This window comes from Mycobacterium sp. DL440 (genome assembly GCF_011745145.1).
GTDB lineage: Bacteria > Actinomycetota > Actinomycetes > Mycobacteriales > Mycobacteriaceae > Mycobacterium.
In genome coordinates, this window is the sequence record NZ_CP050191.1 from 3,797,850 (window position 1) to 3,821,930 (window position 24,081).

At 66.2% G+C, this 24,081-nt stretch carries 26 protein-coding genes and 2 pseudogenes; 16 read left to right on the forward strand and 12 right to left on the reverse strand.

Annotated elements, in window-relative coordinates:
• Positions 1-3 precede the first annotated feature (3 nt).
• Entirely contained in the window at positions 4-684 is a 681-nt protein-coding gene (locus tag HBE63_RS18415) for a guanylate cyclase (protein WP_371815043.1), read from the forward strand.
• Positions 685-693: 9 nt separating this feature from the next.
• Here the strand turns inward: HBE63_RS18415 and HBE63_RS18420 are convergent, their stop codons facing one another.
• The 3 genes from HBE63_RS18420 to HBE63_RS18430 form a co-directional block, all read right to left on the reverse strand.
• Positions 694-1,188, reverse strand: a complete 495-nt coding sequence (locus HBE63_RS18420) for a pyridoxamine 5'-phosphate oxidase family protein (protein WP_166906026.1) — start codon at positions 1,186-1,188, stop codon at positions 694-696.
• A 94-nt stretch (positions 1,189-1,282) separates the two neighbouring features.
• Positions 1,283-1,681: a VOC family protein gene (locus HBE63_RS18425; protein ID WP_166906027.1), complete on the reverse strand. Its 399-nt coding sequence runs from the start codon at positions 1,679-1,681 to the stop codon at positions 1,283-1,285.
• 47 nt (positions 1,682-1,728) lie between these two features.
• Positions 1,729-2,088, reverse strand: coding sequence for a DUF1801 domain-containing protein (locus HBE63_RS18430; protein WP_166906028.1), 360 nt, complete (start codon positions 2,086-2,088; stop codon positions 1,729-1,731).
• Between the two features lie 247 nt (positions 2,089-2,335).
• On the opposite strand from HBE63_RS18430, the gene arr reads away from it, so the two are divergent.
• A complete protein-coding gene (gene arr, locus HBE63_RS18435) occupies positions 2,336-2,746 on the forward strand; it encodes an NAD(+)--rifampin ADP-ribosyltransferase (protein ID WP_166906029.1) in 411 nt (136 codons plus the stop codon).
• 102 nt (positions 2,747-2,848) lie between these two features.
• Positions 2,849-3,382: an AAA family ATPase gene (locus HBE63_RS18440; protein WP_166906030.1), complete on the forward strand. Its 534-nt coding sequence runs from the start codon at positions 2,849-2,851 to the stop codon at positions 3,380-3,382.
• Between the two features lie 81 nt (positions 3,383-3,463).
• On the opposite strand, the gene ychF is transcribed toward HBE63_RS18440, so the two are convergent.
• The gene (gene ychF / locus HBE63_RS18445) at positions 3,464-4,546 is read right to left on the reverse strand and encodes a redox-regulated ATPase YchF (protein ID WP_166906031.1); all 1,083 of its coding nucleotides are present in this window, start codon (positions 4,544-4,546) and stop codon (positions 3,464-3,466) included.
• Between the two features lie 84 nt (positions 4,547-4,630).
• On the opposite strand from ychF, the gene HBE63_RS18450 reads away from it, so the two are divergent.
• Positions 4,631-5,809, forward strand: coding sequence for a DUF6542 domain-containing protein (locus HBE63_RS18450; protein WP_166906032.1), 1,179 nt, complete (start codon positions 4,631-4,633; stop codon positions 5,807-5,809).
• A 33-nt stretch (positions 5,810-5,842) separates the two neighbouring features.
• On the opposite strand, the gene HBE63_RS18455 is transcribed toward HBE63_RS18450, so the two are convergent.
• The gene (locus HBE63_RS18455; RefSeq protein WP_166906033.1) at positions 5,843-6,856 is read right to left on the reverse strand and encodes a 4-hydroxy-3-methylbut-2-enyl diphosphate reductase; all 1,014 of its coding nucleotides are present in this window, start codon (positions 6,854-6,856) and stop codon (positions 5,843-5,845) included.
• A 53-nt stretch (positions 6,857-6,909) separates the two neighbouring features.
• Between HBE63_RS18455 and HBE63_RS18460 the strand changes: the two genes are divergently transcribed.
• From HBE63_RS18460 to HBE63_RS18475, 4 genes are all read left to right on the forward strand, one after another.
• Complete coding sequence (locus HBE63_RS18460; RefSeq protein WP_166906034.1) at positions 6,910-7,488, forward strand: lipid droplet-associated protein; 579 nt, start codon at positions 6,910-6,912, stop codon at positions 7,486-7,488.
• Positions 7,485-8,714 carry an exodeoxyribonuclease VII large subunit gene (xseA, locus tag HBE63_RS18465; protein WP_166906035.1) on the forward strand — a complete coding sequence of 410 codons (1,230 nt, stop codon included), beginning with the start codon at positions 7,485-7,487 and terminating at the stop codon, positions 8,712-8,714. The genes HBE63_RS18460 and xseA overlap by 4 nt, the downstream gene beginning before the upstream one ends.
• A 19-nt stretch (positions 8,715-8,733) precedes the next feature.
• Positions 8,734-8,946: an exodeoxyribonuclease VII small subunit gene (locus HBE63_RS18470; protein ID WP_166906036.1), complete on the forward strand. Its 213-nt coding sequence runs from the start codon at positions 8,734-8,736 to the stop codon at positions 8,944-8,946.
• Positions 8,947-9,009: 63 nt separating this feature from the next.
• Positions 9,010-10,098, forward strand: a complete 1,089-nt coding sequence (locus tag HBE63_RS18475) for an NAD-dependent epimerase/dehydratase family protein (protein WP_166906037.1) — start codon at positions 9,010-9,012, stop codon at positions 10,096-10,098.
• On the opposite strand, the gene HBE63_RS18480 is transcribed toward HBE63_RS18475, so the two are convergent.
• The 3 genes and pseudogenes from HBE63_RS18480 to HBE63_RS18490 form a co-directional block, all read right to left on the reverse strand.
• On the reverse strand, positions 10,099-10,374 hold the full coding sequence (locus tag HBE63_RS18480; RefSeq protein WP_166906038.1) for a dsRBD fold-containing protein: 276 nt from the start codon (positions 10,372-10,374) through the stop codon (positions 10,099-10,101).
• Position 10,375: 1 nt separating this feature from the next.
• On the reverse strand, positions 10,376-11,449 hold the full coding sequence (locus tag HBE63_RS18485) for a tellurite resistance/C4-dicarboxylate transporter family protein (protein WP_166906039.1): 1,074 nt from the start codon (positions 11,447-11,449) through the stop codon (positions 10,376-10,378).
• 71 nt (positions 11,450-11,520) lie between these two features.
• Positions 11,521-13,067: pseudogene (locus HBE63_RS18490) on the reverse strand (fatty acyl-AMP ligase).
• On the opposite strand from HBE63_RS18490, the pseudogene HBE63_RS18495 reads away from it, so the two are divergent.
• A pseudogene (locus HBE63_RS18495) lies at positions 13,016-13,493 on the forward strand (SUMF1/EgtB/PvdO family nonheme iron enzyme); the annotation flags it as partial. The pseudogenes HBE63_RS18490 and HBE63_RS18495 sit on opposite strands and share 52 nt — an antisense overlap.
• Here HBE63_RS18495 and HBE63_RS18500 read toward each other — a convergent pair.
• Complete coding sequence (locus tag HBE63_RS18500) at positions 13,490-14,056, reverse strand: TetR/AcrR family transcriptional regulator (RefSeq protein WP_166906040.1); 567 nt, start codon at positions 14,054-14,056, stop codon at positions 13,490-13,492. The pseudogene HBE63_RS18495 and the gene HBE63_RS18500 sit on opposite strands and share 4 nt — an antisense overlap.
• A gap of 164 nt (positions 14,057-14,220) precedes the next feature.
• Between HBE63_RS18500 and HBE63_RS18505 the strand changes: the two genes are divergently transcribed.
• Positions 14,221-15,420 (forward strand): cytochrome P450, encoded by a 1,200-nt coding sequence (locus HBE63_RS18505; RefSeq protein WP_166906041.1) that lies wholly within the window; start codon positions 14,221-14,223, stop codon positions 15,418-15,420.
• Between the two features lie 12 nt (positions 15,421-15,432).
• On the opposite strand, the gene HBE63_RS18510 is transcribed toward HBE63_RS18505, so the two are convergent.
• On the reverse strand, positions 15,433-15,708 hold the full coding sequence (locus tag HBE63_RS18510; RefSeq protein ID WP_243858141.1) for a hypothetical protein: 276 nt from the start codon (positions 15,706-15,708) through the stop codon (positions 15,433-15,435).
• A gap of 398 nt (positions 15,709-16,106) precedes the next feature.
• Between HBE63_RS18510 and HBE63_RS18515 the strand changes: the two genes are divergently transcribed.
• The 4 genes from HBE63_RS18515 to HBE63_RS18530 all read left to right on the forward strand — a co-directional run bounded on the left by HBE63_RS18515 (position 16,107) and on the right by HBE63_RS18530 (position 20,086).
• Positions 16,107-17,186, forward strand: coding sequence for an NAD(P)-dependent oxidoreductase (locus HBE63_RS18515; RefSeq protein WP_166906042.1), 1,080 nt, complete (start codon positions 16,107-16,109; stop codon positions 17,184-17,186).
• Complete coding sequence (locus tag HBE63_RS18520) at positions 17,183-17,956, forward strand: SDR family NAD(P)-dependent oxidoreductase (RefSeq protein ID WP_166906043.1); 774 nt, start codon at positions 17,183-17,185, stop codon at positions 17,954-17,956. The genes HBE63_RS18515 and HBE63_RS18520 overlap by 4 nt, the downstream gene beginning before the upstream one ends.
• Entirely contained in the window at positions 17,953-18,801 is an 849-nt protein-coding gene (locus tag HBE63_RS18525) for an SDR family oxidoreductase (RefSeq protein ID WP_166906044.1), read from the forward strand. Before HBE63_RS18520 ends, HBE63_RS18525 begins: the two co-directional genes overlap by 4 nt.
• 64 nt (positions 18,802-18,865) lie before the next feature.
• Complete coding sequence (locus HBE63_RS18530) at positions 18,866-20,086, forward strand: AI-2E family transporter (RefSeq protein ID WP_166906045.1); 1,221 nt, start codon at positions 18,866-18,868, stop codon at positions 20,084-20,086.
• Positions 20,087-20,091: 5 nt separating this feature from the next.
• On the opposite strand, the gene HBE63_RS18535 is transcribed toward HBE63_RS18530, so the two are convergent.
• Together HBE63_RS18535 and HBE63_RS18540 are read right to left on the reverse strand one after the other, a co-directional pair.
• Positions 20,092-20,895, reverse strand: a complete 804-nt coding sequence (locus tag HBE63_RS18535) for a dienelactone hydrolase family protein (RefSeq protein WP_166906046.1) — start codon at positions 20,893-20,895, stop codon at positions 20,092-20,094.
• A gap of 23 nt (positions 20,896-20,918) precedes the next feature.
• The gene (locus HBE63_RS18540) at positions 20,919-21,557 is read right to left on the reverse strand and encodes a DUF4245 domain-containing protein (protein WP_166906047.1); all 639 of its coding nucleotides are present in this window, start codon (positions 21,555-21,557) and stop codon (positions 20,919-20,921) included.
• A 55-nt stretch (positions 21,558-21,612) separates the two neighbouring features.
• Between HBE63_RS18540 and glpX the strand changes: the two genes are divergently transcribed.
• On the forward strand, positions 21,613-22,641 hold the full coding sequence (gene glpX / locus HBE63_RS18545; RefSeq protein ID WP_166906048.1) for a class II fructose-bisphosphatase: 1,029 nt from the start codon (positions 21,613-21,615) through the stop codon (positions 22,639-22,641).
• A 17-nt stretch (positions 22,642-22,658) separates the two neighbouring features.
• Complete coding sequence (locus HBE63_RS18550; RefSeq protein WP_166906049.1) at positions 22,659-24,074, forward strand: class II fumarate hydratase; 1,416 nt, start codon at positions 22,659-22,661, stop codon at positions 24,072-24,074.
• Positions 24,075-24,081: the final 7 nt, after the last annotated feature.

Genomic DNA, 24,081 nt, shown 5'->3' on the forward strand with positions numbered 1-24,081 from the left:
ACGGTGTCCCTGACCAAGGCACTGCAGGAGACCCGCACCGGCGATATCTGGCTGTTCCGCGGTGGGTCCGGGCCCGACCGGGCCATCCAGACCCTGACCAACAGCCCGGTCAACCACGTCGGGATGACGGTGGCCATCGACGACCTGCCACCGCTGATCTGGCACGCCGAACTCGGCGACAAGCTGCTCGACATGTGGACCGGCACCTTTCACCGCGGCGTGCAACTCAACGACGCCCGCGAAGTCGTCGAACGGTGGGAACACAGCTACGGGCAGCGCTGCTGGTTGCGTCAGCTGACCCCGTTCGCATCGCGGGAACAGGAGGACAAACTCCTCAAGGTGATCGCCCGGATGAACGGCACAGCCTTTCCCACCACGGCCCGGTTGACCGGGCGCTGGCTGCGCGGACGGGTGCCGGTCGCCAGCGACTTCACCCGAGGAATTCCCTTCGTACACAAGAAGGTTCGCGAGTCAGCCGAACGCAAGAAGGCACGCGGCCGCCAGGCCGGGCTGGAGACCGCCTACTGCGCCGAGACCGTGGCCATCACCTACGAGGAAATGGGTCTGCTGACCACCGAGAAGCACTACAACTGGTTCGATCCCGGCTCGTTCTGGAGCGGCGATCAATTCCCCCTGGCCGCGGGATACGGGCTGGGTGACGAGATCTCGGTGATCATCGACTGAGATCCGGTATCACCTGCTGGCCGGCATCATGACCGGATACTGCACCAGCCGGGCCGCTATGAACGTGAGATCGCGTACGTGGCTGAAGTCCGACCACAGCGTCCGGCCACCCCGCGTCGCGCGCATGAGGCGCACCCGTTTGTGGACCTCGTTGAGCTCATCAGGTGTCGCGGGGCGGCGGGGACCGGCGGTTCCGTACAGACGCACGCCGATGGCCTTACGGAAGCGGCCGGTCAGCAACGAGCGAAGCCAGAAGGCACGTCCGCCGTCCACGGCCATTACGCACACGTGTGGGTTGATATCGAGGTTCTCGGCGAGGCGCTCGGTGTACTGATCGAAGTAGAAGCCCGTGCAGTCCTCACGCAAGAAGATGGTGCCGATCGGGGTAATCGTCGGGCTGCCATCCGCATCGGCCGACGCGATGGCGTGGTGACCGGTCGAGCGCCGCCCCCGCTCCACGATCTCACGGATCCGATCCCATTGACTTGCAAGTTCCTCCGACATACCGAGCACACAATACGCAAACACTTGATCGTCGGCGAGACGTCAAACTTCTCATGTGCGTATGCATCCCGTCGGTGACGGAACGAAATGCGACCTAGACCCCGAACTTGGCGCGAGCCTCATCAGTGACCGGAGTGAACAGGTTGATGAGGTTGCCGTCGGGGTCTCTGAACAACAGCGCACGGTTTCCCCACGGCATCGTCGTCGGCTCGGTGGCCACCTCTGGGACCTGCTCACGAAGCCGCTCATACTCGGCGTCCACGTCATCCACGATGAACTCGAGAATCGCGGTGCGGTTGGCCGCCGGCTCAGCGGACCCCGCCCCGAACAGCGCGACGGTCTTGTCGCTGCCGATGGCCAGCGTGCCAACCGGTGTCGGAATCTCGGCGAAGAGTTCATTGCCCCAGACGGCAGTCACGCCGGTGACCATCTCGTAGAAGGCGACGAGACGCTTCACGTCGGCGGTGATGATGCGGGTCGAAACGAATTGCATACCGCGCACGCTAGACCCGGGCACCGACACCCCACCGCCGGCGGCGGTTACTCGATCGCGGCCCGGACGATCTCGGCAACACACTGCTCGGTGACATCGTCCAGGCCTTCGAAGTACCAGGCCGCGGGCATCAACAGGCCGTGCTTGCCGCCGGCCGGCTTGAATGTGGCCTTCTCGCTCACCCCAAGGCTCATTCTGTCGTCGTTCCGGAAGAAGACGAGGACCGGACTGCTCGCGGACTTGGCATAGCCCGGCATGCCATACCAAACGCGCGGCTTGAGTTCGGGCGCAGCAGCGACGATCACGTCGTGCATGCGCCGCATCACGCCCCGCGCAGGCTCATCCATTCCCGTGATCTTGTCGAGCACCTGCTTGAGGTTCTTGTCGTCCTTCGCAGCCACTGTCATGTCCTTTCGCCTACCGGTATCGGTCAACCGGCACAATGGAATTGGCGCGCCCGAAGGCGCAGCACCCCATTCGGACATGTCCTGATCAGCTCAGGCCCCTCCGCAATGATTCAGGTGATCGTTCACCTGGAAGCGCAGAATGTGGCAGTCGTGATCGCCACACCACGCACGTTAACACGGGGCCACCCGTTGACGCGGAGCCGCTTTCGGCATCGATGAACGTCACAAGAGTTTGTAACCTGTCGAGATGGGCGGGGCATTGGACGACGGGCCGTTCTTTCACGGCACCAAGGCCGAACTGTGGGTGGGCGATCTCCTCACCGCAGGCTTCCGTTCCAACTACCGGCCCGAAATCGTGATGAACCACATCTATTTCACCGCGTTGCGCGACGGCGCAGGCCTCGCTGCTGAACTCGCCGCCGGCGACGGGGCGCCGCGGGTCTATGCCGTGGAACCGACCGGGGAATTCGAGAACGATCCCAACGTCACCGACAAGAAGTTCCCCGGCAATCCCACCCGGTCCTACCGGAGCACGGAGCCGCTCCGGATCGTCGGCGAGGTGACAGATTGGACGCGACTGACACCCGAGGATCTCCAGATGTGGCGAGACCGGCTGGCCGCGATCCATACGGACCACCGCGGCGAGATCATCAACTAATTCGGATTCACGTTGAAGCGGACATCCGTCAGGGTGCCGTCGACAACGTCAGAAGTCGTCGCCGAGTTCAACATTCGACAGCGGGCTCCTACCATCGAGACGATGGCCGTCCGAAAGCCTCTACCTACGCTGATCGTCCTGTCGGGTCTTCCTGGAGTTGGCAAGACCACGGTCGCGCACCGTCTCAGCGCTGAGATTGATGCCGTACACGTGCGGCTAGACACGATCGAGGCGGCGTTGACCGCATCCGGGATAGTCGATCTGGCCGGCGGATGGTCGGCAGTTCCCGACGCGGGCTACCGAGTCGCGTACGCCCTCACACTCGACCACTTGACCGCGGGCCACAGTGTCGTCGCCGACAGTGTGAATCCTCTCGCAATCACGAGGCAGGCATGGGCGAAGTGCGCTGAGGCCGGTCGGGCCCGGCTCGTCAACGTCGAGGTGATCTGCAGCGATCCTGCACTCCACCGGAAACGAGTCGAAGCTCGGACGTCCGACCTCGAAGGACTGACAGTGCCGACATGGCTGCAGGTCGAGGAACGGACCTACGAATGCTGGGACACACCTGTACTTCGCATCGACACGGCAGCGGGTATCGATCGCGCTGTTCGGGCGATCATGTCGGATCTCGGATGACCGCGACATCGAGAGTGAAGAAGATGACGAGATTTCACGAAAAACTCGCAATCTTCTTCACTCTCGGCGCACCGCTGAGGGCTAGACGTTGAAGCGGAACTCCACCACGTCACCGTCGGCCATCACGTAGTCCTTGCCTTCCATCCGGACCTTGCCCGCAGCCTTGGCGGCGGCCATCGACCCGGCCGCGACGAGATCGTCGAACGACACCACCTCGGCCTTGATGAAGCCCTTCTCGAAGTCGGTGTGGATCACGCCGGCTGCCTTGGGAGCGGTGTCGCCCTGGTGGATGGTCCAGGCCCGCGATTCCTTCGGCCCGGCCGTCAGATAGGTCTGCAGCCGCAGGGTGTGGAAACCGGCGCGCGCCAGGGCATCCAGGCCACGTTCGGTCTGCCCGATCGACTCCAACAGCTCGTTGGCCGACTCGTCGTCGAGCTCGATCAATTCCGACTCGATCTTGGCGTCCAGGAACACCGCGTCGGCCGGGGCCACCAGGGCACGCAGCTCGGCCTGCTTCGCCTCATCAGTGAGCACCGACTCGTCGGCGTTGAACACGTACAGGAACGGCTTGGTGGTCATCAGGTTGAGCTCACGCAGCACCGACCAGTCCTGAGCCGGGGAGGACACAGAAAAAAGAGTCTTGCCTTCATCAAAAATCGCCTGGGCCGCGACGGCGGCTTCCAGCACCGGCTTGCGCTCCTTGTTGGTGCGGGCTTCCTTCTCCAGCCGTGGCACCGCCTTCTCCAGCGTCTGCATGTCGGCAAGGATCAGCTCGGTCTCGATCACCTCGATGTCCGAACGCGGATCCACCCGCCCGTCGACATGGATCACGTCGTCATCGGCGAACACACGCACCACCTGACAAATGGCGTCGCATTCACGGATGTTGGCGAGGAACTTGTTGCCGAGGCCGGCGCCTTCGGACGCGCCTTTGACGATCCCGGCGATATCGACAAACGTCACCGGGGCCGGCACGGTCTTCTCCGAGCCGAAGATCTCGGCAAGCTTGTCGAGCCGCGGATCGGGCAACGGCACCACGCCCTCATTGGGCTCGATGGTCGCAAACGGGTAGTTGGCCGCCAACACGTCGTTACGCGTCAGGGCATTGAACAGAGTCGACTTTCCGACGTTCGGCAAACCGACGATTCCCAGGTTCAGGCTCACAGAGAAGAGAGTCTAGGCCGGTGCGATCGGCACGCCAGCGCGAGCTGGCAGCACGCGACCAGACAGAGCCGGTACGGTCAACGTGTGTCAGGACAGCGCGCACAGTCGGCAGTGCCGGCTGACCATCGCTCTGTACACCCGCGATTCGCCGGTGTGCCGTGGTGGGGCGCTGTCCTTTTGGCGATCACGGCTACCGCGATCGGCTTTGCTTTCGACGCCGGTTCGGGCGATCGAGAGCTCACTTCGGTGTTCGCGGTCTGCTATTCCCTCGGTTGCGTCCTGGCTGTTCTGACCGTTCAGCAGGCCGGGCTGTTCACCGCGGTGATCCAGCCCCCGCTGATTCTGTTCGTCGCGGTACCCGGGTCCTATTTCCTGTTCCACGGGGGCGAGCTGCAGGGCGTCAAAGACCTGGCCATCAACTGCGGATATCCCCTGATCGAACGCTTCCCCCTGATGCTGTTCCTTTCGGCCACGGTGCTGCTGATCGGCCTGGGCCGGTGGTACGTCGGCCTGACATCGCGCACGGCAGAAGCGGACGACGCGTCCGGGACGGCCACGGGGGCCGCAACGGCCAAGGCGACGCCCGTCGCGGGAATTGTGTCATCTGTCACAACGAAACTTTCCGGGCTGGTGCTCCGCAAACCCGCCACGGCGTCGATGCGCCGGGACCGGACCGCTGAACATGATCCGGCCGCGGAAGCCCCGCCGCGCCGTCGTCCCTCCGAACGACCCCCACGGCGACGTCCGGCCGGCGCAGAACCCGGCACAGCCGCAGCAGCGGCGGCCGGAGCAGCCGCCGGGCGGCCCCGGGGCGAGCGCAGGCCGACCAAACGCACTGCACCGCCTCGACCCCGTCCGAGCCGTGCAGCCACCGGTGATCTCGACAGCGAATTCGACGGCGCCATTCCCGAGCGACCACGACGGCCCAGGCCCCCGCGCTCGGCCGAGCCCGGGGCCGGCGAGCCGCGCCGACGGGTGCGCGCCCAGCCGCGTGAACCACGCAAGCAACCACCGCCCGAGCGCCGTGAGGCCGGCGCGTTCGAGACCCCACGTGAGCGCCCGCAGCGACAGCGTCGCCGATTCGACGACTACCAGCCGTTCGAGGAATCGTTCGATCCGCCCACCGGTTCCGGCCGCTCGACGCACCATCCGGTGTCGCGGGTGCGGTACCGCGGTTCCGACGACGAGGATCACCGCGTGGAGCACCGGACGCGGCCACGCTCAGCGGCCCGGGGACGGCACTCCTCGGAGTACGACGACTGAAGCCCGGTCACCGCCCGGCCCGGTCAACGCGGGTCAGGCGCGCGGCGGACGGATCTCTCGCGGCAGCGCAAACACCAACGTCTCGTTGGCAGTGGTCACCGGCTGCACGGTTCCGTAGCCGTAATCGGCAAGCCGTTCGAGCACACCGCGCACCAGCACCTCGGGCACCGATGCCCCGGAGGTCACGCCGACCGTGGTGACGCCCTCCAGCCAGGTCGGATCGATGTCTTCGGCGTAGTCGACCAGGTGGGCGGCGTCAGATCCTGCGCCGAGAGCCACTTCGACCAGCCGAACCGAGTTGGATGAGTTCTTCGAGCCGACCACGATCACCAGCTCGCATTCGGGTGCCATTGCCTTGACCGCGACCTGGCGGTTCTGGGTGGCGTAGCAGATGTCGTCACTCGGCGGATCCTGCAGCGTCGGGAACTTCTCGCGCAGCCGGCGCACGGTCTCCATGGTCTCGTCGACGCTCAGCGTGGTCTGCGACAGCCAGATCACCTTGTTCTCGTCGCGCACGGTGACGTTGTCGACCGCATCCGGGTTGTCGACCACCTGGACATGGTCAGGCGCTTCGCCGGCAGTGCCGACCACCTCCTCATGCCCGGTGTGGCCGACGAGCAGGATGTCGTAGTCGTCGCGGGCGAACCGCTTGGCCTCGTTGTGCACCTTGGTGACCAGCGGGCAAGTGGCGTCGATCGTCCGCAGATTGCGTTCGGCGGCCTCGACGTGGACCGTCGGCGCGACCCCGTGCGCGGAGAACACCACGATGGCACCCTCGGGTACCTCGTTGGTCTCTTCGACGAAGACGGCGCCCGCCTTGGCCAGCGTCTCCACCACGTGCACGTTGTGCACGATCTCGTGCCGCACGTAGACCGGGGCGCCGTGCTTCTCCAGGGCGCGCTCGACGGTCTCGACGGCGCGGTCCACCCCTGCGCAGTATCCGCGCGGCTCGGCCAGCAGGACGCGCTTACCAGAGGCTTGCGTACGACCGCCTGACGTCACCGAGCTCGTGGCACCCGGGATACCCATGTTGATTGTCGGCGGCATGTCTCCAGGGTACGGGGCTGCCGCCGCGCCGAGCCAGCCGTAGGCTGTGGGCCATGGGAACTGCACCATATGGGGTCCGGCTGCTGGTGGGTGCGGCGGCGACCGCGATCGAGGAAACTCGCAAGTTGCCTCAAACCATCCTCACCTACCCCATGACCGTGGTCAGCCAGGCCGCCAACCTCGTCATGCACGTTCAGCAGAATCTCGCCGAGCTGGTGGTCAAGGGTGACGAAGCCCTGGAGCAGATTTTTCCGCCGAAGGACGAGCAGCCCGAGTGGGCCACCTTCGACGAAGATCTCGATTCCGGCATCGATGACACCGACGACACCCAGGGAGCCGGCGACGGCGAGCGGCGCACCGAGGGACGGTTCGCGCTGTACAGCACCGGGGAGCCCGAGCCGGCAGCCGCGACAAACGGCAAGGCCGCACGTGGTTCCAGCTCGGGAGCGGCGCCGGACATCGCGGGCGAGCTCGGGTACGACGCGCTGACGCTCGCGCAGGTGCGCGCCCGGTTGACGTCGTTGCGGGTGGCCGACCTCGAAGCACTGCTGGCCTACGAGGAGAACGGCCGGGCCCGTGCACCGTTCGTGACGTTGCTCGCCAACAGGATCACCCGCGCGACCGCGAAGTGACCGAACCGGGCCAGTCACCGGAGAACCCCTGGCCGGTCCGCGCCGTGGCGACCCGTGTGGCCAAATGGATCGACCGGCTCGGCACGGTATGGGTCGAAGGCCAGTTGACCGAGCTCAAGATCCGCCCGGATTCCAGAACCGTCTTCATGGTGCTGCGGGATCCGGCAGCCGACATGTCCCTGTCGCTGACCTGCCCGCGCGATCTCGTGCGCAACGCCCCGGTCAAGCTGTCCGAGGGCACCCAGGTGATTATCTGCGGCAAACCCAATTTCTACACCGGACGCGGCACATTCTCGTTGCGGGTCAGTGAGATTCGCGCGGTCGGTATCGGTGAGCTGCTGGCTCGGATCGAGCGGCTACGTCGGCTGCTGGAAGCCGAAGGACTGTTCGATCCGCGCCTCAAACGGCCGATCCCGTTCCTGCCCAACACCATCGGCCTGATCACCGGACGCGCCTCAGCAGCCGAGCGGGATGTGACGACGGTCGCCACCACTCGCTGGCCTGCGGTGCGCTTCGCGATCCGCAACACGATCGTTCAGGGGCCCAATGCCGTTCCCCAGATCGTGGAGGCGCTCGCGGCACTGGACGCCGATCCCGACGTCGACGTCATCGTCCTGGCCCGCGGCGGCGGCAGCGTCGAGGATCTGCTCCCGTTCTCCGACGAGACGCTGTGCCGGGCCATCGTCGCCTGCCGCACCCCGGTGGTCAGTGCGATCGGCCACGAACCCGACACTCCCCTGTCCGATCTCGTCGCCGACCTGCGCGCGGCCACCCCGACCGACGCGGCCAAGCGGATCGTTCCCGACGCGGCCGCCGAACAGGCTTTGATCACCGATCTGCACCGGCGCAGCGCCCGCGCGCTACGCAACTGGGTGCACCGCGAGCAGCACCACCTGGAGCAATTGCGCAGCCGCCCGGTACTCGCGCAACCCCTGGCGGCGCTCACCGCGCGCGCCGACGAGATCACGCGTGCCCGGACCACCGCCCAACGTGACATCACGCGGCTCATCGCCGCGGAGGCCGATACCGTCGGCCACCTGTCTGCGCGGCTGACCGCGCTCGGCCCGGCGGCCACCCTGGCCCGCGGGTATGCGGTGGTTCAGGCGGTCCCGGCGTCAGGGGCGCCAACAGTTCTGCGTTCAGTGGCCGACGCACCGCACGGCTCCCGACTGCGGGTGCGGGTGTCCGACGGGGTGGTCTCGGCTGTCAGCGAGGGTAGCGAGTAGAGGTGCAAGCATCGTGAGTATGAAGCCTATTAGTGAACTGGGCTACGAAGAGGCCCGCGACGAGCTGATCGCCGTAGTGCAGCAACTGGAGCAGGGCGGGCTCGACCTCGACGCTTCGCTCAATCTCTGGGAACGCGGCGAGAAGCTGGCACAACGCTGCGAAGAGCACTTAGCCGGAGCACGTCAGCGGGTCGAGCAGGCACTGGCTGCACGCGAGCCCGAAGAAGATTGATCCAGCAACCATTTTTGTCGTTCACGCTCGAAACTGGAACCTGTTTCAGTTAAGCTGCCCGTCATGGGTGACGCATCTCTGACCACTGAACTCGGCCGCGTTCTGGTTACCGGCGGCTCCGGCTTCGTCGGTGCCAATCTGGTGACCGAACTGCTCGACCGCGGATACGCGGTGCGCTCCTTCGACCGCGCGCCGTCACCACTGGGCGATCACGCGGGCCTAGAGGTCATCGAGGGCGACATCTGCGACAAGCAGACCGTGGCCACAGCCGTCAAGGACATCGACACGATCATCCACACCGCGGCCATCATCGACCTGATGGGCGGCGCCTCGGTCACCGAGGAGTACCGGCAGCGCAGCTTCGCGGTCAACGTGGAAGGCACCAAGAACCTCGTGCACGCGGCGCAGGAGGCGGGCGTCAAACGCTTCGTCTACACCGCCTCCAACAGCGTGGTGATGGGCGGGCAGGACATCGTCAACGGCGATGAGACCATGCCGTACACCGCCCGGTTCAACGACCTCTACACCGAGACCAAGGTGGTCGCCGAGAAGTTCGTACTGGCACAGAACGGCGAACACGGCATGCTCACCTGCGCGATCCGCCCCAGCGGCATCTGGGGCCGCGGCGATCAGACGATGTTCCGCAAGGTGTTCGAGAACGTGCTCGCCGGACACGTCAAGGTGCTTGTCGGCAACAAGAACATCAAGCTGGACAACTCCTACGTGCACAACCTGATCCACGGGTTCATCCTGGCCGGCCAGCATCTGGTCCCCGGTGGCACCGCACCCGGTCAGGCCTACTTCATCAACGATGGCGAGCCCATCAACATGTTCGAGTTCGCCCGACCGGTGCTCGCGGCGTGCGGGCGTCCGCTGCCCACCTTCCGGGTGTCAGGGCGTCTGGTGCACAAGGCGATGATGGCCTGGCAGTGGCTGCACTTCAAGTTCGGTCTTCCTGAGCCGTTGATCGAACCCCTTGCGGTGGAACGGCTTTACCTCAACAACTACTTCTCGATCGCCAAGGCCAAGCGCGATCTGGGCTACGAGCCGTTGTTCACCACCGAGCGGGCGATGGCCGAGTGCATGCCGTACTACGTCGATCTGTTCCATCAGATGGAGTCCGGGCCGGCCAAGTCGTCCATCTCCGCGTAATCAGCGGTACAGGTGCACCGAATGGTGCGTGGACTGCTCGATACGGGCCGACGCAGCACGGAGTAGATCGCTGCCCAATGCGATGAGCGCGCGGGCCGCCGCGATCTCCTCGCCGATCATCGGCGCGCCCGGGTCTCTCGGGTTGCGGTAGGCATCTCCGGTGGTGGACATGGTGTCGTCGCGCACCTGCGCCCGGGCCGACGCGTGGGTGTGGATCTCATCCTCGGAGAACTCGATCTCGACGAGCCATTTGTTGGTCAGATCCTTGTCATACATGTCAATCACCCTCCACCTCTAAGGGTGCGCCGGATACGTCCCTGACACCAGGCCCGAGGGTGAGGAATAAGTGGCGCAGCATGGCCACGAATACCACCGCCCACACCGCCAGTGCGATCCAGCTCTCGACGTAACCGATGCGCTCCACGATCGGCAACTGATCGGCCTGACCGAGGTAGTGGCCGCCGACGCCGTACATGCCGAGGGGGAAGACCACACTCCACAGGGTGGCGTCGTAGCGCAACGGAATGCGATGAACCCAGTGGCGCCAGATCCCGGCCGCGATCAACGGGGGAATGAGCCAGGTACCGAAGGCCCAGAAGAAGACCGAAGTTCCCGCGATCAGGCCGCGAGTCGCCGCGACCATGGGTGCGTCCGCCATCTCCACGATCCGGGCGCCGGCCACCACAGTGATGGCGGTGGCTCCCATCGCCACCCAGTACGGCGGTGTGAGATCGGTGGGCAGCAGCGGGTACACCAGCATCCGGACGGCGACGAAGATGCCCGCTGCGCCGTAGAGGAAGATCCCGACCGACCACGAGAACACCGCCAACAACGCCAATTCCGAACGCCCCACGGCTATTTCGGGCTGTAACGCCGCGGCCAGCACCGCGATGGACTGGCTGGCCACCACCCAGATGAACCAGGTGCCGTTGGCGCTCTGCAGCACCGGTCGGGCGGCCTGGCCGAGAACCGCCGTCCACGGCACCACGTAGCCGAGGACCATCCACGCGACCCAGCCAACGGCCAGAAGCCCGAACGCCAGCCCGTAGTGGCCGTCGGCGGCCAGGCGCGTGCCGACCACGCAGGTCGCGGCCACGAACGTGAACATCGCGAAACCCCGTCGGGGATCGGTCAGATCGGCCATGAACAACCGGCGAGCGGTGATGATGCGTACGACCGTCAGCATCACCAGAACCACGTAGGCAATGGCCGCGACCCACAGCAGCACCACCGAAACCGCATGGGCACGGTGGTATGTCAATGCGATGGACATGATTCCGGTGGCCATTACGAGAGCGAAGTAACCGGGATGCAGGGTGCGCACTGCCTCGCGGACTGTCGGCTCACTCATGGCTCTGGTCTTACCACCCCACTTTCGGGCGGATGCGCTGGACACAGTGAGGATTCCAATAATTTGACGGGTCAGTGGCTGACCAGGGACAGCGCATACCCGCGACGAAGCTTGCCCGACGGGGTTTTCGGGATCGCTCCCGGCGGTAGGACGACGACGGAGCGTGGCCGTGCGTCGACCTCTGTGACCACATGATGGGCGACATCATGCTGGATACGGCGGACCTCGCCATGGTCATCGAACGCGTGCGATTCCACGGCGACGGCAAACGACTCCGTCGAACGGCCGGAATGCAGTCGCACCGCAACGGCGCAACCCGGGCGCACGCCGTCGACGCGACCGGCAGCGCGCTCGATGTCGGTCGGATGGATGTTGCGTCCGGCCATGATGATGACGTCCTTGCCCCGGCCACAGACCACGATGTGGCCGTTCTCGGTCAGGTAGCCCAGGTCGCCGGTGTCGTACCAGCCCCGCTCGTCCTGCGCCGGCACAAATCCCACCGCCGTGGTGTAACCGCGGGTCAGTGATACGCCGCGGACCTGGATCACTCCGACACCGCGGGCCGGAAGCACTTTCCCGTCCTCATCGACGATGCGGGCCTCCAACCCACTGAGCAACGGGCCCAGTGCCGCCAGCCGGCGACGATTACCGTTCTTCGCCGGCACAGCACGTCGCAGCGTCGCCAGGATGTCAGCATCCACCTCATCGACCAAGCCGGAATTGCACTCCGAGAACGAAACCGCGACCGTGGTCTCGGCCATGCCGTACGCCGGCAGAATCGCTTCCGGTCGCAAGCCGAACTGCTTGCCGGCAGCGCACAGATCCTCGACGTCGGCCGGCTCGACCTGTTCGGCACCCGACAGCGCCCACCGCAACGTCGACAAGTCGAACTCGCCGGGTTGGGCCTGCCTGCGCAAGCGCTTGGCCAACAGTGCATAGGCGAAGTTCGGCGCGGCGGTCATCGTGCCCTTGTACTTGTCGATGAGGCTCGCCCACAGCAACGCGTCCTGCAGGAAATCCATCGGCGTGATCTTGACCAGCTCCGCGCCGAAGTACATCGGAACTGTCAGGAACCCGGTCATCCCCATGTCGTGGAACAGCGGCAGCCAGCTGATGATCACGTCGCTTTCCAGGTTGTACTCGGCGCCGACGAACATCGCCTCAGCGTTGGAATACAGATTGCGATGGGTGATTTGGACCGCTTTGGGAGGCCCCGTGGAGCCCGACGTCAGCTGCAAAAGCGCCAGGTCGTCCTCGTCGACCTGCACCGGGTCGATCGGCTCCTCGTCGAGCAGATTCTCGACGGTGACAACGGTCAGCCCGCGCTCCGCCAGCACAGGCGCGCACCCAGAAACGGCTCGGACAGCACAACGGTGTCGGTGTCGATGACTTCCACCACCTCGGCTGTTTCAGCAGCCCATTTCACGAGGTCCGTGCGAGGGGTGGGTTGGTGCAGCATGGTCAGGCTGGCGCCACGCATCCAAGCCGCCTGGGCGGTGGGCGCGACCTCGACCGGAAGCCCGGCCAGCATCGCGATAGCGTCGCCGCCCGCAATCCGACGCGCCCGACGGGTTCTGGATCCAGCGTCATCAGGTGACCAACGCTGACTACGCCGAATTCGTGGGCGCCACCGGCTATGTCACGGTCGCCGGGCCCCCGGTGAACCCGCAGGACTTCCCCGGGGGCCCGGCACCTCAACCAGTGGTGGGCATGGACGCCGGGCGCATGCTGGAATCACCCCCGTGGGCCGCGGTCGTCCCTGAAGGGACGCGAGCAGCATCCCGTGGTGCACATCGCCTTCGACGATGCCGCGGCGTATGCGGACTGGTACGGCGAGGACCGCGCCACCACACCGCGTTGCGCCGCGGACACCTACGACCCGAACCAGCCGCAATTCCAGATCGGGCGCAGGGGGATCAAGGGCGGCTCGTTCCTGTGCGCCGAGGGCTACTGCATGCGGTACCGACCGGCCGCGCGGCGACCCCAGATGGTGGATACGGGCATGAGCCACATCGGCTTTCGGTGTGTGCGCCGCGCCGATTAGGGTTGGGCCTCACCGAACGCCGGGGCAACGAAGCGCCGTAACACCTCCTGCTCGGCGGCCTCATCGTCACCCGGCCAGACCAGCAGTGACAGCACCAGGCGCACGATCCATGCCGCGGCCGCGGGGTCGTCCTCGCCCAGACCGGTGAGTTCGGTGGCGAACGCGGCAGGCACCGGCGATTGCGTCAGGTCCGCCATCCCGCCGCCGCTGCGCAGTGATCCGAGGAGCAGATCGAACATCGGATCGGCCCGGATGCGTTGCAGCGCAACGGTAACGGCGGTCAACACCCGCTGCGCTCCGGCCAGACCGTCGACCGCGCGACGCACCTCCCCCACGATCGAGGCGGCCAGCCTGGCCAATACGGCGTCGCGAATCTGCGCCTTGCCACCGGCGTGCCGGTAAACCGTCGCGCGCGAGCAGTGCACCCGGGCCGCCAGCGCGTCGATGTCCAGTGCGTCAAACCCGTCGCGGGCCGCCATCTCGGCCGCCGCGGTGTAGATGCGCTCGGCGGCCTCGACACGTCGGTCGCTCCCGACCAACCAGTCCGTGCGCCCGGGAGACATAGCAGCTAATTTATCGCATCGTGAGACGGGTTGCTGAATAGTTCTCAGCCGGTCTGCAGGTCACCGCGCTGGACTGAGACGCCCCGCAACACGAACCCCTTCGGCGAATATCAACATGTCCGCGCATCGTTGACGGGCCTCGAACAGCCGGCCAACCTGGGCAAATGCTCCTGGCACACGAACTGTTCGAGCCCGCCTGCCTGCAGGATCCGTATCCGCTCTATGAGCGGCTGCGGGCCCACGCACCGGTGGCACAGGTCGGCGACTCGCCGTTCTTCGTGGTGAGCTCGTTCGACGCCGTCATCGACGCCACAGTGCGCATGCACGAGTTCTCGTCGAACCTCACCGCGACCATGTGGTCCCAGCCCGACGGCACTGTCACCGCGTTCAGCATGGGTGAGCCGGGCGCCCCCATCCACGTCCTGGCCACCGCTGACGATCCGGCTCACGCCGCCCACCGCAAACTGGTGCTGCCACGGATGGCGGCCAAGCGGATCTCTGAGCTCGAGCCCTTCATCGCCGCCACTGCCGCGGACCTGCTCTCCGGGGCCGCCGCGGAGTTCGAGTGGATGTCCGCAGTGGCCGACCGGCTGCCTATGTTGGTGGTCGCGCGGCTGCTGGGCTTGCCGGCTGAGGACGTGGACCGGCTGGTGACGTGGGCCTATGCCAGCACTCAACTCCTGGACGGCCTGGTCGACGCCGAACAGCTGACGACATCGGGGATCGCGGCTGTCAAACTCGGCGGTTACCTGACCGACCGGTTCGTCGAAGCGTCGGCAAATCCTGGCGAGAATCTGCTGGGCGACCTGGCGACCTACTGTGCGGCCGAGCGCGTACCCCAAGACACGGCGGTGTTCATGCTGATCCAGCTGGTGGGTGCAGGAGGCGAATCGACCGCGTCGTTGATCGGCAGCGCCGTCGGGATCCTGAGCCGACGCCCCGAGGTCGCCGAACGGCTGCGCCGGGATCCCGCAATGATCACGCCGTTCCTGGAAGAGGTGTTGCGGTTCGAGTCCCCGTTCCGGGGCCACTATCGGCATGTACTGGCCGATGCCGAACTGGCAGGCGTCACGCTGCCCGCAGACAGCCACCTACTGCTGCTGTGGGGCGCGGCCAACCGGGATGAGGCAGTCTTCGAGGATCCGAACGTGTTCCGGCTGGATCGGCCGAATATCAAGAATCACTTGGCATTCGGGAAGGGCGGGCACTTCTGCCTCGGGGCCGCACTGGCCCGGCTCGAAGCCCGGATCGTGCTCTCGTCACTACTGACCATCGCCGACACCATCAGCCCAGCAGGCGATGCCGAGTGGCAGCCCAGCCTCTTGGTGCGGCGGTTACGTCAGCTTCCGCTGAGCCTGCGGTGAACTACCCGAAACTCAGGCAGCCTGCGCGGCGAGCGCAATGCTGTCGTCGTCGACGAACACCAGACCGCCGTCGTCGAGGTTGACTGCCCACCGGCGCGCTGCTTCGACAATTCGCTCCCCAGCGACCTCGACCGCAGTCCCGGCCAAGTCGGCGAAATCTTCGACGACGGTGCCGTGCAATTCGTCGTCAGTTCCCGGATAAACGACCACCGAGGAACCCACAGCAACCTCTTCGGCAATTTCGCCGGAGTCGCTGTCGTTAACCCCCGTCACGACATCTTCGGACATCTCACACCTCCCCAATTACTGACGCGTGCAACCGAGTACATCACAAACGCCTGCGATTGGCTCACATTCGTCGATACCTACAGCCACACCTTGCATAGGTCTCGGGCAAATTTCCAAATCCGGTCACGAATGCCGTTCCGGCAAATGCATCACACCGGGGCATGTGACGTGTCCCCGGTCACACATAACGCGTCACAGTGCCACTGGCCAATGCTTTTGAGGCAACGCCAGCAACATTCGCCGACCCCGGGACCTGCCCAGCACGATGGACAGGCACCGGTTGCTGAGCAAACCCGGGCGAACAGTCCTTCGCGGATGCTCGAACCCGCTCGGGATCGCGGTGACGCACACCACAGTCGTGTTCGCTAGTGTTGCAACACGTTCTAGCGAGGAGGCCTATGTCCGACGCTGTTTTGGTTACCGGCGCGTTCGGTTTGGTGGGCTCGGCCGTGGTGAAGACGCTGGCCGCCGGCGGACGCACGGTGGTCGCGACCGATCTCGATGTGCCCGCCAACCGCAAGGCCGCGGCCGCACTCTCCACTTCTGTTGAGGTGCGCTGGGCCGATCTGACCGATTCCGCCGCGGTCGATGCCCTGGTGGAGGCGGTCGCGCCCGCCGCGATCATCCACCTCGCCGCGATCATCCCGCCGTTCTGCTACATGCGCCGCGGCCTGGCCCGCAAGGTGAACGTCGAGGCCACGGGGTCGCTGCTGCGAGCCGCCGAGGCCCAGCCCACGCCACCCCGGTTCGTCCAGGCCTCCAGCATCGCGGTGTACGGCGCCCGCAATCCGCACCACATCGAGGATGTGCTGACCCCCGACACCCCGACCAACGCATCCGACATCTACGGCGCGCACAAGGTCGAGGCCGAAGCCCTGGTCCGGGCCTCGAAGCTGGACTGGCTGATCCTGCGCCTCGGCGGGGTGATGAGCTCACAGTTCAGCCTCGACATGGACGTCGACCTCATCTCGTTCGAGAGCGTGCTGCCCACCGACGGCCGGCTCCAGACCGTCGATGTACGCGATGTCGCGGCCGCCTTCGTCGCGGCCACCACGGTCCCGACCGACACCGCCAATCACGAGGTGCTGCTGATCGGCGGCGATGCCGAAACGCACCGGCACATCCAGTCCGCTGTCGGTTCGCAAGCGGCCGCCGCGATGGGCATCAAAGGTGGCCTGCCCATCGGCCGGCCCGGCAACCCCGACAATGACGCCGCCTGGTTCGCCACCGACTGGATGGACACCACGCGGGCACAGGAGGTGCTCGGGTTCCAACATCATTCGTGGCCGCAGCTCCTGGCAGACACCAGGGCGAACGCGGGACTGAAGCGTTTTCCGATCGGCCTCGCGGCGCCGCTGATTCGCGCGTTCCTGCGGTCGAAGTCCGCCTACAAGGACTATCCCGGAGAGTTGGCCGACCCGTGGAACGCCATCGACAAGAAGTGGGGCGACCACCGCCCGGATGGGAGTCGGGCATGACCACGGCACGCGTCGCCATCGTCATCGGCGGAGCTTCGGGGATCGGCTGGGCCAGCGCCCAGGCCCTGGCGGATGACGGCTGCCGCCTCGTGGTGGCCGACCGTGACGCTGACGGAGCGGCGGCCCGGGCCGCTCAGCTCGGTGCGCCGCACACGAGCCACTACGCCGACGTCACCGACGAGAGCTCGGTGGAGAAGCTGTTCGAGGACGTCGCGGCGGTCGGCCCAATCGATGTAGTGCTCAACTGCGCGGGGTTCAGCAATGTCGGCCTGATCACCGACCTGGCGGTCGAGGACTTCCGCTCTGTCGTCGACGTCTGCCTCAACGGTGGATTCATCGTCGCCAAGCACGCCGGCCGAGTCCTGCCCGAAGGCGGTGTCCTGGTGTCGATTTCGTCGCTGAACGGCCGCCAGCCCGCGGCCGGGATGAGTGCCTACTGCGCGGCCAAGGCCGGGTTGTCGATGCTGACGCAGGTGGCGGCACTGGAACTCGGGGCGCGTGGCATCCGGGTCAACGCCATCGCCCCGGGCTTCGTGAAGACTCCGCTGACCGACCCCGCCGCGATGATCCCCGGTGTGGTCGAGGAGTACATCGAGAACACCGCCCTGGGCCGCACCGGAACGCCCGAGGACATCGCCGCCGCGGTCGTGTTCGTGTGTTCCCCGCAGGCGTCGTGGCTGACCGGCGAGGTGCTCGACCTCAATGGCGGCGCACATCTCAAGCGCTACCCCGACGTGCTCGGCCACGTGATGAAGCTGGCCCAGGGATGAAATCAGGCCTGGCCGGCAAGCAGGCGATCGTCACCGGTGCCGGATCCGGCATCGGTGCGGCGCTGTGCCGCGCGCTGGCGGCCGACGGCGCGGAGGTGCTGTGCACCGACATCGACGGCAAGGCTGCCTCTGGAACCGCGACCCCACTCGGAGCGCGGTCGGCACAGCTCGACGTCACCGATGCGGCCGCCGTGCAGGCCGCGGTCGACGGCGTCGTCGAGCGGGCCGGACGGCTCGATCTGATGTTCAACAACGCGGGAATCGTCTGGGGCGGGGACACCGAACTGCTGACGCTGGACCAGTGGAACGCGATCATCGACGTCAACGTGCGCGGTGTCGTACACGGTGTCGCGGCGGCCTACCCGCAGATGATCCGGCAGGGGCACGGCCACATCGTCAACACCGCCTCGATGGCCGGTCTGGCTGCGGCGGGCCAGCTCACCAGTTATGTGATGACCAAGCACGCCGTCGTGGGGCTGTCCCTGGCCCTGCGATCCGAGGCTGCCGCCCACGGAGTGGGGGTGCTGGCCGTCTGCCCGGCCGCGGTGGAAACTCCCATCCTGGACAAAGGTGCGGTCGGCGGATTCGTCGGGCGCGACTACTTCTTGCAGGGCCAGGGCGTCAAGACCGCCTACGACGCCGACCGGTTGGCCGCCGACACACTGCGCGCCGTCGCGGGTAACAAGGCCATCCTCGTCAAACCCCGTCGCGCGCACGCCTCGTGGATCTTCGCCCGGCTGGCTCCGGGACTGATGCAGCGGCTCTCGATGAAGTTCGTTGCCTCACAGCGGGCCGGTCAGGCCGCCCGCCGCTCCGATCTGGGCCCCAGCGTCACGCTGGAGTGACGCTCAATGCCGACCGTCACTCCAGCGTGACGATAAGGTCAGGCCAACGACGGGAAGAGGCCTGATGAAAGACGAGTTCACCCTCACCCAGAGGCGGGCGCTGGCGGTCATCACAGTGCTGGCCGTCCTGCTCGGGGCCTACTTTTTGCGCGGCTTTTTCGTTCTGATCGTGATGGCCGCGGTCGGCGCCTACCTGTTCACCCCGCTCTACCAACGGTTTCAGCGCCGATTGGGTACCGGCTTCTCGGCCACGCTGACGGTGTTGGTCGCCATCCTGATGGTGATCATCCCGGTGTCGCTGGTGGTGTTCATGGGCATCGTGCAGGTCACCCAGCTCGTGAACACGGTCAGCACCTGGCTCGGCGACACCGATGTCAGCACGCTCGGGGACCGCGCGCTGAAACTGGCCAACTCACTGCTCGACAAGGTGCCCTTCCTCGACATCCACCTCACCGCAGATTCGTTGCGCGACAGCGTGGTCAAGGTGTCCCAGCACGTCGGCCAAGGTCTGCTGGGCATCCTGCAGGGCGCGGTCGGCAGCTTGGTCGGTGCGATCACCGGCTCGATCATCTTCCTGTACGTGTTCATCTCGCTGCTGGTACACAACGACGAGGTGGCCACCCTGATCCGGCGGCTCAACCCGCTCGGCGAGGAGATCACCGACCTGTACCTCGCCAAGACCGGCGCCATGGTGAAGGGAACCGTCAAGGGCCAGTTCGTGATCGCGCTCTGCCAGGGCGTGGCCGGAGCCATCTCGATCTACATCGCCGGCTTCCACGAAGGCTTCTTCGTCTTCGCGATCCTGCTGACCGCGCTGTCGGTGATCCCACTCGGCGGCGGCATCGTGACGATCCCGTTCGGCATCGGAATGATGTTCTTCGGCAACATCATCGGCGGCATCTTCGTGGTGGCGTTCCACCTGGTGGTGGTCACCAACATTGATAACGTGCTGCGCCCGTGGCTGGTGCCCAAGGCGGCCCGGCTGGACCCGGCGCTGATGCTCCTGGCGGTGTTCGCCGGCATCTCCATGTTCGGCTTCTTCGGTATCGTGATCGGGCCGGTCCTGATGATCATCATCGTCACCACCGTCAGCGTGTACCTGGCGGTCTACAAGGGCGTCGAGCTCGATACCGCCGAAAACGACGCACCGGGTCCGAGCCCGTGGCGACGGCTGTGGGCCTGGATTCAGAAGCGGCTCGGACACAAAAAGGATGCGCCCGGAGCCGAATCCGAGGCTGAGGCTGAGGCCGAAACCGATGCCAAGCCGTCGGACGCCTCTGCCTAACCGCGCTAATCCGCGCTCAGCCGCTCGGTGAGGAAAGCCACCACCCGCTTGCGCGCCTCATACGCGGGATGCCCGTCGACCTCGCGCACCTGATCGGTCAGCACCGAGTGCGCCGACGCCGACAGCCCGTCGGGGTTGCCCTTCTTCGAGTTGATCTCGATGACCTCGAACGCGTCACCGAGCCGGGCCTTGAGGGTGGCGAACCGCTCGCCCGGCGCCATCCGGTCCTGGCTGAACCGCAGGGCCAGCGCGCACAGCCCGTCATTGGCAACACGCTGTTCGATGACCTTGAGCTCGGACTCCGACATGCCCGGATCCCGTTTCTGCGCCGCGGTCAGGGCGATCGGCACCGACGGCTGGCTGAGCACCGGGGCCAGCACACTGTCGTCGACCGCGGCGGCGAGCGCGAACCCGCCCGTGAAGCACTGTCCGATGACGCCGACGCCCTTACCGGGGGTGCCGGCGTTGAGATCGCGCGCCAGGGCCCGCAGGTAATGCGCGACGGGCCGGTCGGCGTTCGTCGCAAACGCCGCGAATTCCTTTGTGACGCAAGCTTTTAACATGACCGGGATCGCGCCAGGGCGTACGGCGGCCGCGCCCGGGGTGCCGAACAGTGACGGTGCGGCCACCGTGAAGCCGTTGTCCACCAGATGATTGCCCAGCGCGAGCACGCCGGGATGCAGGCCCGGGATCTCGGGAATCAAGACCACACCGGGGCCGTCACCCTTGCGGTACACGTCATAGGTCTGATCGGCGGCGGTGAAGGGGGTGGCGGTCCAACCGGTGAGATCCGCAACTGGCGACGACAACACGGGCTCCATCCGTTAGTGCGTCACGGCCTCTTGAGCGGCAGCGGCGACTGCTTCTGCGTCGCACTCGCCAGCGTACGGTACTCATCGGTACCAGCTGCGCCGGTAATGGCGACCTGCGCCGGCCCGCTCAGCTTCGTCGTCCACACCGGTTCCGGGTCGCTGCTCTCGTAGACCACCCAGGTCACCCCGTCGACGTCCTGGGTGCCCGACGCATACGAATCCGGCTTGATCGACGCCACCAGGGCGGACTCCTCGGCATTGCTCTGGGTCAGGCTCAGGTACTTGCCGTCAGGCGCCAGGTAACCGATACGCGAGGATACCGCGCGGCCATGCTGGCCGTCGGGCAGCGTCAGCCCGCCGTCGATGCCGTGGCGGCTGCCCGAGTTCGGCTGCCAGCCCTCGGGTAGCTGGGGCATCCGGATCGGGATCTTCAACGTGTCGGCGTCGGCCTGCAGGGCAGCCGGCGCATCAAATTCGGGGGCGGGGCCGGGCCCAGGCCCACCCGCCTGAAACGAGCACATTCCGAGCATCCCGGCCAACACGATGCAGGCCACCACCAGCGGTGCCATGGACCAGAACATGTCCCGGCCGTCCTGCAGTAACCGCGACTTCGCCGGTTTCGGGACCGGGGTCGGCTGGGAGGTCGGCTCAGAGGACATGCTCGCCAGTATCCCAGCTCCCAAACCCTGACCACGTTCTGGGACAATCTGGGCCATGAGTCCCACGCGGGGAGAAGCCCCGGATCGCAACCTTGCCCTCGAACTCGTCCGGGTGACCGAGGCCGGCGCCATGGCAGCAGGCCGCTGGGTCGGCCGCGGCGACAAGGAAGGCGGCGACGGGGCCGCTGTCGACGCCATGCGTGAGCTGGTCAACTCGGTGTCGATGCGTGGCGTCGTGGTGATCGGTGAGGGCGAGAAAGACGAAGCTCCGATGCTCTTCAACGGTGAAGAGGTCGGCAACGGCGACGGGCCGGAGTGCGATTTCGCCGTCGACCCGGTGGACGGCACCACGCTGATGAGCAAGGGCATGCCCAATGCCATCTCGGTGCTCGCCGTCGCCGAGCGCGGCGCGATGTTCGATCCGTCCGCGGTGTTCTACATGAACAAGATCGCCGTCGGCCCCGAGTGCGCCGACGCCATCGACATCACCGCCCCGATCGGCGAGAACATCCGGCGGGTGGCCAAGGTGCGCGGTGCCTCGGTGAGCGACCTGACCGTGTGCATCCTCGACCGTCCGCGCCACGCCCAACTGATCGAGGATGCCCGCGCCGCGGGCGCCCGCATCCGGCTGATCACCGACGGCGACGTCGCCGGCGCCATCTCGGCCTGCCGCCCCAACTCCGGCACCGACATCCTGGCCGGTATCGGCGGCACCCCCGAGGGCATCATCGCCGCAGCGGCCATTCGTTGTATGGGTGGCGCGATCCAGGCCCAGCTGGCCCCGACCGACGACGCCGAACGTCAGAAGGCCCTGGACGCCGGCTACGACCTGGACCAGGTCCTGTCGACCGACGATCTGGTCTCAGGTGACAATGTCTTCTTCTGTGCCACCGGCGTCACCGACGGTGACCTGCTCAAGGGCGTGCAGTACTACCCGGGCGGATGCACCACTCAATCCATCGTGATGCGGTCCAAGTCCGGCACCGTCCGGATGATCGAGGCCTACCACCGGCTCACGAAACTCAACGAGTACTCCGCCATCGACTTCACCGGCGACAAGACCGCCGCCTACCCGCTCCCGTAATTCCTAGAAAGGGCAACATGAGCACCGATACCGACGGAGCTGTCGAGTACCGCATCGAGCACGACACCATGGGCGAGGTCCGGGTGCCGGTCAACGCCCTGTGGCGGGCGCAGACCCAACGGGCCGTGGAGAACTTCCCGATCTCGTTCCGCGGGCTGGAGCGCACCCAGATCCGGGCGCTGGGCCTGCTGAAGGCCGCCTGCGCTCAGGTCAACAAGGACCTGGGCCTGCTGGCCGCCGAGAAGGCCGACGCCATCATCGCCGCGGCCGGCGAGATCGCCGACGGGCTACACGACGACCAGTTCCCGATCGACGTGTTCCAGACCGGCTCGGGCACCAGCTCCAATATGAACGCCAACGAGGTGATCGCCTCGATCGCCGCCCGCAATGGCATTGAAGTCCACCCCAATGACCACGTCAACATGTCGCAGAGCTCCAACGACACCTTCCCCACCGCCACTCACATCGCGGCCACCGAAGCCGCTGTGCGCCACCTGATTCCGGCCCTCGAAGTGCTCCACGAGTCGCTGGCCGCCAAGGCCAAGCAGTGGAAGACCGTGGTCAAGTCGGGCCGCACCCACCTGATGGACGCGGTGCCGGTGACGCTGGGCCAGGAGTTCGGCGGCTACGCCCGTCAGGTCGAGGCCGGGATCGAACGAGTGAAGGCCACGCTGCCCCGCCTCGGTGAGCTCGCCATCGGCGGGACCGCCGTGGGCACCGGCCTCAACGCCCCCGACGGCTTCGGCCCCAAGGTGGTCGAGGTGCTGGTCAACCAGACCGGGTTGGCCGAATTGCGTACCGCCGCAGACTCGTTCGAGGCCCAGGCGGCCCGTGACGGGTTGGTCGAAGCATCGGGCGCGCTCAAGACGATCGCCGCCTCGCTGACCAAGATCGCCAACGACGTGCGCTGGATGGGTTCGGGCCCGCTGACCGGCCTGGGCGAGATCCAGCTTCCGGACCTGCAGCCGGGCAGCTCGATCATGCCGGGCAAGGTCAATCCGGTTCTGCCCGAGGCGGTTACCCAGGTGGCCGCGCAGGTCATCGGCAACGACGCCGCCGTCACCGTCGGCGGACTTTCGGGAGCCTTCGAGCTCAACGTGTACATCCCCATGATGGCGCGAAACGTGCTGGAGTCGTTCACCCTGCTGGCCAACGTGTCGAAGCTGTTCGCCACCAAGTGCATTGACGGCCTGGTGGCCAACGAAGATCACCTGCGCACGCTGGCCGAGTCGTCGCCGTCGATCGTGACACCGCTGAACTCGGCGATCGGCTACGAGGAGGCCGCCAAGGTCGCCAAGCAGGCGCTCAAGGAGAAGAAGACCATCCGCCAGACCGTGATCGACCGCGGCCTGATCGGCGACAAACTGTCGGAGGCCGAGCTGGACAAGCGCCTCGACGTGCTCGCCATGGCGAAGGTGAAAGACGGCGAGTAGCCCTCAC